Source organism: Pseudomonas sp. YuFO20 (assembly GCF_035064975.1).
GTDB lineage: Bacteria > Pseudomonadota > Gammaproteobacteria > Pseudomonadales > Pseudomonadaceae > Aquipseudomonas > Aquipseudomonas putida_AE.
Genome location: NZ_JAXDEO010000040.1, coordinates 55,573 through 63,478 on the forward strand (window position 1 = coordinate 55,573; position 7,906 = coordinate 63,478).

The 7,906-nt window shown below is 59.5% G+C and carries 7 protein-coding genes; 6 read left to right on the top strand and 1 reads right to left on the bottom strand.

What is annotated here, in order from left to right; translation table 11 throughout:
* Positions 1-13 precede the first annotated feature (13 nt).
* From carA to SOP85_RS21540, 4 genes are all read left to right on the top strand, one after another.
* Positions 14-1,150, top strand: a complete 1,137-nt coding sequence (gene carA / locus SOP85_RS21525; RefSeq protein WP_046820625.1) for a glutamine-hydrolyzing carbamoyl-phosphate synthase small subunit — start codon at positions 14-16, stop codon at positions 1,148-1,150.
* A 118-nt stretch (positions 1,151-1,268) separates the two neighbouring features.
* Complete coding sequence (gene carB / locus SOP85_RS21530; protein WP_323628169.1) at positions 1,269-4,490, top strand: carbamoyl-phosphate synthase large subunit; 3,222 nt, start codon at positions 1,269-1,271, stop codon at positions 4,488-4,490.
* A 2-nt stretch (positions 4,491-4,492) separates the two neighbouring features.
* Positions 4,493-4,969 carry a transcription elongation factor GreA gene (greA, locus tag SOP85_RS21535; RefSeq protein WP_274074139.1) on the top strand — a complete coding sequence of 159 codons (477 nt, stop codon included), beginning with the start codon at positions 4,493-4,495 and terminating at the stop codon, positions 4,967-4,969.
* A gap of 28 nt (positions 4,970-4,997) precedes the next feature.
* Positions 4,998-5,402 (top strand): MFS transporter, encoded by a 405-nt coding sequence (locus tag SOP85_RS21540; RefSeq protein ID WP_274074072.1) that lies wholly within the window; start codon positions 4,998-5,000, stop codon positions 5,400-5,402.
* A 9-nt stretch (positions 5,403-5,411) separates the two neighbouring features.
* Here the strand turns inward: SOP85_RS21540 and SOP85_RS21545 are convergent, their stop codons facing one another.
* Positions 5,412-5,720, bottom strand: a complete 309-nt coding sequence (locus SOP85_RS21545) for a YhbY family RNA-binding protein (RefSeq protein ID WP_007942889.1) — start codon at positions 5,718-5,720, stop codon at positions 5,412-5,414.
* A gap of 101 nt (positions 5,721-5,821) precedes the next feature.
* Here SOP85_RS21545 and rlmE point away from each other — a divergent pair, with 101 nt between their 5' ends.
* Positions 5,822-6,451, top strand: a complete 630-nt coding sequence (rlmE, locus tag SOP85_RS21550) for a 23S rRNA (uridine(2552)-2'-O)-methyltransferase RlmE (RefSeq protein ID WP_274074071.1) — start codon at positions 5,822-5,824, stop codon at positions 6,449-6,451.
* Between the two features lie 201 nt (positions 6,452-6,652).
* Positions 6,653-7,906: ATP-dependent zinc metalloprotease FtsH (gene ftsH, locus SOP85_RS21555; RefSeq protein WP_323628170.1), on the top strand; the 1,254-nt coding region annotated here is incomplete at its 3' end.

The window sequence follows — 7,906 nt, forward strand, 5'->3', positions numbered from 1 at the left end:
ACGGGAGGTCTTCTTGACTAAGCCAGCCATACTCGCCCTTGCTGATGGCAGCATTTTTCGCGGCGAAGCCATTGGAGCCGACGGTCAAACCGTTGGTGAGGTGGTGTTCAACACCGCAATGACCGGCTATCAGGAAATCCTTACCGATCCTTCCTACGCCCAACAAATCGTTACCCTGACTTACCCGCACATCGGCAACACCGGCACCACGCCGGAAGACGCCGAGTCCAACCGCGTCTGGTCGGCTGGCCTGGTCATCCGTGACCTGCCGCTGGTGGCGAGCAACTGGCGTAACACCATGTCCCTGTCCGACTACCTGAAGGCCAACAACGTTGTGGCCATCGCCGGTATCGACACCCGCCGCCTGACGCGCATCCTGCGTGAAAAAGGCGCGCAGAACGGCTGCATCATGGCCGGTGACAACATTTCCGAAGAGGCCGCCATCGCCGCTGCCCAGGGTTTCCCTGGCCTCAAGGGCATGGACCTGGCGAAAGTCGTCAGCACCACCGAGAAATACGAGTGGCGCTCGACTGTCTGGGACCTGAAAACCGACAGCCACGCGACCATCGAAGCCTCCGAGCTGCCGTACCACGTGGTGGCCTACGACTACGGCGTCAAGGTGAACATCCTGCGCATGCTGGTCGAGCGCGGCTGCCGTGTGACCGTGGTGCCTGCCCAGACGCCTGCCGCCGATGTACTGGCCCTGAAGCCGGACGGCGTGTTCCTGTCCAACGGCCCTGGTGATCCGGAGCCTTGCGACTACGCGATCCAGGCGATCAAGGACGTGCTGGAAACCGAGATCCCGGTATTCGGCATCTGCCTCGGTCACCAACTGCTGGCCCTGGCCTCCGGCGCCAAGACCCTGAAAATGGGCCACGGCCACCACGGTGCCAACCACCCGGTCCAGGACCTGGACACGGGTGTTGTGATGATCACCAGCCAGAACCACGGTTTCGCGGTAGACGAAGCGACCCTGCCGGCCAACGTTCGCGCGATCCACAAATCGCTGTTCGACGGCACCCTGCAAGGTATCGAGCGTACCGACAAGAGCGCCTTCAGCTTCCAGGGTCACCCGGAAGCCAGCCCTGGCCCGAACGACGTAGCACCCCTGTTCGATCGCTTCATCAACGAGATGGCCAAGCGACGCTGATCGCTCGCCCTGATGTTGCAAAGCCTGAGGGCGGCCCCGACACCGGTGGCCCCCTCGGGTCTTCACAGATTGAACAAGACGGCTTGCCGACTGACCTGCGGATTTGAGTGACAAACCCATGCCAAAACGTACAGACATTAAAAGCATCCTGATTCTCGGCGCTGGCCCGATCGTTATCGGCCAGGCCTGCGAATTCGACTACTCCGGCGCCCAGGCCTGCAAAGCCCTGCGCGAAGAGGGTTACCGCGTCATCCTGGTGAACTCCAACCCGGCCACCATCATGACCGACCCGGCCATGGCCGACGCCACCTACATCGAGCCGATCAAGTGGCAGACCGTTGCCAAGATCATCGAGAAGGAGCGTCCGGACGCGCTGCTGCCAACCATGGGCGGCCAGACTGCACTGAACTGCGCCCTGGACCTGGAGCGTGAAGGCGTTCTGGAGAAGTTCGGCGTAGAAATGATCGGTGCCAACGCCGACACCATCGACAAGGCTGAAGACCGTTCGCGTTTCGACAAGGCGATGAAGTCCATCGGCCTGGCGTGCCCGCGTTCCGGTATCGCCCACAGCATGGAAGAGGCCAATGCGGTCCTCGAGAAGCTCGGCTTCCCGTGCATCATCCGTCCGTCCTTCACCATGGGCGGCACCGGTGGCGGTATCGCTTACAACCGTGAAGAGTTCGAAGAAATCTGCGCCCGCGGCCTGGACCTGTCGCCGACCAAAGAGCTGCTGATCGACGAATCGCTGATCGGCTGGAAAGAATACGAGATGGAGGTTGTCCGCGATAAGAAGGACAACTGCATCATCGTCTGCTCCATCGAAAACTTCGACCCGATGGGCGTGCACACCGGTGACTCGATCACCGTGGCACCGGCACAGACCCTGACCGACAAGGAATACCAGATCCTGCGTAACGCCTCCCTGGCGGTACTGCGCGAGATCGGCGTGGAAACCGGCGGTTCCAACGTTCAGTTCGGCATTTGCCCGAACACCGGCCGCATGGTCGTGATCGAGATGAACCCGCGTGTATCCCGCTCGTCGGCACTGGCTTCGAAAGCCACCGGCTTCCCGATTGCCAAGGTCGCGGCCAAACTGGCTGTGGGCTACACCCTGGACGAGCTGTCGAACGACATCACCGGCGGCAAGACCCCGGCGTCCTTCGAGCCGTCCATCGACTACGTCGTGACCAAGCTGCCACGTTTCGCCTTCGAGAAATTCGCCAAGGCTGACGCGCGTCTCACCACTCAGATGAAGTCGGTCGGTGAAGTCATGGCCATCGGCCGTACTTTCCAGGAATCCCTGCAGAAAGCCCTGCGCGGCCTGGAAGTAGGCGTTTGCGGCCTGGACGAGAAGGTTGACCTGAGCAACCCGGAAAGCATGAGCGTGCTCAAGCGCGAGCTGACCGTGCCGGGCGCCGAGCGTATCTGGTACGTGGCGGACGCCATGCGCGCCGGCATGAGTGTTGAAGACATCTTCGGCATGACCATGATCGATCCGTGGTTCCTGGTACAGATGGAAGACCTGATCAAGGACGAAGAGAAGGTCAAGACCCTGGGTCTGACCAGCATCGACCGCGACCTGATGTTCCGCCTCAAGCGCAAAGGCTTCTCCGACATGCGCCTGGCCAAGCTGCTGGGTGTGACCGAGAAGGCCCTGCGCGCCCATCGTCACAAGCTGGAAATCTTCCCGGTCTACAAGCGCGTCGACACCTGCGCCGCCGAGTTCGCCACCGATACCGCGTACCTCTACTCGACGTACGAAGAAGAGTGCGAAGCTGCGCCATCGGGCCGCGACAAGATCATGATCCTGGGCGGCGGTCCTAACCGTATCGGCCAGGGCATCGAGTTCGACTACTGCTGCGTACACGCGGCACTGGCCCTGCGCGATGACGGGTACGAGACCATCATGGTCAACTGCAACCCGGAAACCGTTTCCACCGACTACGACACCTCCGATCGCCTGTACTTCGAACCAGTGACCCTGGAAGACGTGCTGGAAATCGTCCGCGTCGAGAAGCCAAAAGGCGTGATCGTCCAGTACGGCGGCCAGACCCCGCTGAAACTGGCCCGTGCCCTGGAAGCCGCAGGCGTGCCGATCATCGGCACCAGCCCTGACGCCATCGACCGTGCCGAAGACCGCGAGCGCTTCCAGCAGATGGTCCAGCGCCTGAACCTGCGTCAGCCGCCAAACGCCACCGTGCGCAGCGAAGACGAAGCGATTCGTGCAGCCGCCAAGATCGGTTACCCGCTGGTGGTGCGTCCGTCCTACGTATTGGGCGGTCGTGCGATGGAAATCGTCTACGAAGAAGAAGAACTCAAGCGCTACCTGCGTGAAGCGGTTCAAGTGTCCAACGACAGCCCGGTGCTGCTGGACCACTTCCTCAACTGCGCCATCGAAATGGACGTGGATGCGGTCTGCGACGGTAAAGACGTCGTCATCGGCGCGATCATGCAGCACATCGAGCAGGCCGGCGTTCACTCCGGTGACTCGGCATGCTCGCTGCCGCCGTACTCGCTGCCGGCGCACATCCAGGACGAGATGCGCGAACAGGTCAAGAAAATGGCCCTGGAGCTGGGCGTGGTCGGCCTGATGAACGTACAGTTGGCGCTGCAAGGCGAAGACATCTACGTCATCGAAGTCAACCCGCGTGCTTCGCGTACCGTACCGTTCGTGTCCAAGTGCATCGGTGTTTCCCTGGCGATGATCGCCGCACGCGTGATGGCCGGTAAAACCCTGAAAGAGCTGGGTTTCACCAAGGAAATCATCCCGAACTTCTACAGTGTGAAAGAGGCGGTGTTCCCATTCGCCAAATTCCCTGGCGTTGACCCGATCCTCGGCCCGGAGATGAAGTCCACCGGTGAAGTGATGGGCGTGGGCGACACCTTCGGTGAAGCATTCGCCAAGGCCCAGATGGGCGCCAGCGAAGTGCTGCCGACCGGCGGTACTGCGTTCATCAGCGTTCGTGATGACGACAAGCCACTGGTTGCGGGCGTGGCCCGTGATCTGATCAACTTGGGCTTCGAAGTGGTTGCCACTGCCGGTACCGCCAAGCTGATCGAAGCGGCAGGCCTGAAAGTGCGCCGCGTGAACAAGGTGACCGAAGGGCGTCCGCACGTAGTCGACATGATCAAGAATGACGAAGTCACCCTGATCATCAACACCACTGAAGGCCGTCAGTCGATCGCTGACTCCTATTCCATTCGTCGCAACGCGCTGCAGCACAAGATCTATTGCACCACGACCATTGCTGCTGGCGAAGCGATCTGCGAAGCGCTGAAGTTCGGTCCCGAGAAGACCGTACGCCGCTTGCAGGATCTACACGCAGGATTGAAGGCATGAGCATAACCAAGTACCCGATGACCGTTCAGGGCGCTCGCGCCCTGGAAGAAGAACACACTCACCTGACCAAGGTCGTTCGTCCGAAGCTCAGCCAGGACATCGGTACGGCCCGTGAGTTGGGTGACTTGAAGGAAAACGCCGAATACCACGCTGCTCGCGAGCAGCAGGGTATGGTCGAGGCGCGGATTCGTGACATCGAAGGCCGGATCCAGAATCAGGTCATCATCGATGTCACGACCATTCCTCACACCGGCAAAGTGATCTTCGGCACCACCGTTGAAATCGCCAACGTCGAGACGGATGAGCGCGTCACCTACCACATCGTGGGAGAGGACGAGGCAGACTTCAAACTCGGCAAGATTTCGGTGGGCGCACCCCTGGCCCGTGCCTTGATCGGCAAGGAAGAGGGTGATGTGGTTGCAGTAAAAACGCCAAGCGGCGTTATCGAGTACGAGATTGTCGAAGTCCGTCACATCTGAAGCCAGGCGCCCGCTGCATGCGGGCGCCATGCTCTGGCAGCTGGCCCAGATGTTGTGGGTCGGCGGCCTGTGGCTGGTACATCTCGGCTTGCAGCCGGTGTTGGGTCGAATTGGCCTGGCACCGTTGCTGATCGATGAGATCGCCGGCTTGTTCGAAACCATGGTGGTGATGTTTGCCGCCGTGTGCGTGATCTTTCAGGCTTTGGTGCTGGTACAGGCCAATGGCCTTGCCAGTCTATGGCGGGATTTTCGTGGGCAGGTGTTACTGATCGCGTTGTGCGCGTGTGCGATGTTTGTCGCGGTGCTTGTCGGCTGGCCTGATGCGCAGCGCTGGCAGGTGTTCAGCTATATGGTTCTGGGGTTCTCGGGACTGGTGCTGATCATGCAGCCGGTACCCGGATGGAGTGGCAGGGTGCGCGAAGCACACCCTTGACCCTTGTCATCACTTGAAGCGATGGACGTTCGACAGCTGCTTGTTGACGCTGAAGTTCTTGCGGTAAATCAGTGCCATCTTGCCGATGACCTGTACCAGGTCTGCTTTGCCAACCTTGCACAGCTCGGCAATGGATGCCAGGCGCGATTCGCGATCGAGGATGTTGAGCTTGATCTTGATCAGCTCGTGATCCGCCAATGCGCGTTCGAGTTCGGCTAACACACCTTCAGTCAAACCGTTGTCAGCCACAATCAAAACTGGTTTCAGATGGTGGCCAATGGATTTGTACTGTTTCTTCTGCTCTTGAGTGAGCGGCATAATCTGACCCTTTCGTCTGGATTCTGTAAAATGGCGGCCATTTTACCCGAGGGTTCGTGGATCCGCCCAACTAATCACGACCCTTATCATCGAGGTGCCCGATGGCGCGTTCCAAGACAAGCCTTGAGTGGCTGAAAAGACATGTCAATGACCCCTATGTGAAGCAGGCGCAGAAGGACGGGTACCGCTCGCGTGCGAGTTACAAGCTTCTGGAGATCCAGGAGAAGTACAAGCTGATCCGTCCGGGCATGAGCGTTGTCGACCTGGGTGCGGCGCCCGGTGGCTGGTCGCAGGTGACCAGCCGGCTGATCGGTGGTCAAGGCCGTCTGATCGCCTCGGACATCCTGGAAATGGACGGCATTCCGGACGTGACTTTCATCCAGGGTGACTTCACCCAGGACGAAGTGCTCGCCCGGATCCTTGAGGCCGTCGGTAATTCGCAGGTGGACCTTGTGATTTCCGATATGGCCCCCAATATGAGTGGTACGCCTGAAGTGGACATGCCCAAAGCCATGTTCCTGTGCGAGCTGGCACTTGATTTGGCTGAGCGGATACTCAAACCTGGTGGTAATTTCGTGATCAAGATCTTTCAGGGCGAAGGTTTCGATGTCTACCTGAAGGACGCTCGCAAGAAATTCGACAAGATCCAGATGCTCAAGCCGGACTCTTCGCGTGGCAGCTCTCGCGAGCAATACATGCTGGCTTGGGGCTATCGCGGTCGCAGCGAGTAAAACGAGGTTTTTTGGCGGGGTGATAGGTTTTTCGTATTTCGCCTCGCGTGCATAAGCGAATATTGTGTAGAAAGTGTTTCACAAAGGGTTACAGACGGCGCCTGCCAGAGTTGTAGGTAATGTAGTAAGTTAGGCCGGTGAATATCATGCGAAGCGCGCGCCAACGCGGCGCTTGCTTCAGAGGGTAGTTAATTGAACGATATGGCAAAGAATCTGATCCTGTGGTTGATCATCGCGGCTGTCCTGGTGACGGTGATGAACAACTTCTCCAGCCCTAACGAGCCGCAGACCCTCAACTATTCCGACTTCATCCAGCAGGTCAAGGATGGCAAGGTCGAGCGCGTGGCGGTTGATGGCTACGTGATTACCGGCAAACGCAACGATGGCGACAGCTTCAAGACCATTCGTCCGGCAATCCAGGACAACGGCCTGATCGGCGACCTGGTGGATAACCACGTCGTGGTCGAAGGCAAACAGCCTGAGCAGCAAAGCATCTGGACTCAACTCCTGGTGGCGAGCTTCCCGATCCTGGTGATCATCGCGGTGTTCATGTTCTTCATGCGCCAGATGCAGGGCGGTGCCGGTGGCAAGGGCGGGCCGATGAGCTTCGGCAAGAGCAAGGCGCGCCTGCTCTCCGAAGACCAGGTGAAAACCACCCTGGCAGACGTTGCAGGTTGCGACGAAGCCAAGGAAGAAGTCGGCGAGCTGGTCGAGTTCCTGCGTGATCCGGGCAAGTTCCAGCGCCTGGGTGGCCGCATTCCTCGCGGCGTACTGATGGTCGGTCCTCCGGGTACCGGTAAAACCTTGCTGGCCAAGGCGATTGCCGGCGAAGCCAAGGTGCCTTTCTTTACCATTTCCGGTTCCGATTTCGTCGAAATGTTCGTCGGTGTCGGTGCCAGCCGTGTTCGCGATATGTTCGAACAGGCCAAGAAACACGCGCCATGCATCATCTTCATCGATGAAATCGACGCCGTCGGTCGCCACCGTGGTGCCGGCATGGGCGGTGGTCACGATGAGCGCGAGCAGACTCTCAACCAGTTGCTGGTGGAGATGGACGGCTTCGAAATGAACGACGGCATCATCGTGATTGCCGCGACCAACCGTCCCGACGTACTGGACCCTGCGTTGCTGCGTCCAGGCCGTTTCGACCGTCAGGTCGTGGTCGGCCTGCCGGATATCCGTGGTCGCGAACAGATTCTCAAGGTCCACATGCGCAAAGTGCCAATGGGTGACGACGTCGCTCCGGCCGTGATCGCCCGTGGTACCCCTGGCTTCTCCGGTGCCGACCTGGCCAACCTGGTCAACGAGGCGTCGTTGTTCGCTGCCCGTGCCGGCAAGCGCATCGTCGAGATGAAAGAGTTCGAACTGGCCAAAGACAAGATCATGATGGGCGCCGAGCGCAAATCCATGGTCATGTCCGAGAAAGAAAAGCAGAACACCGCTTATCACGAAGCC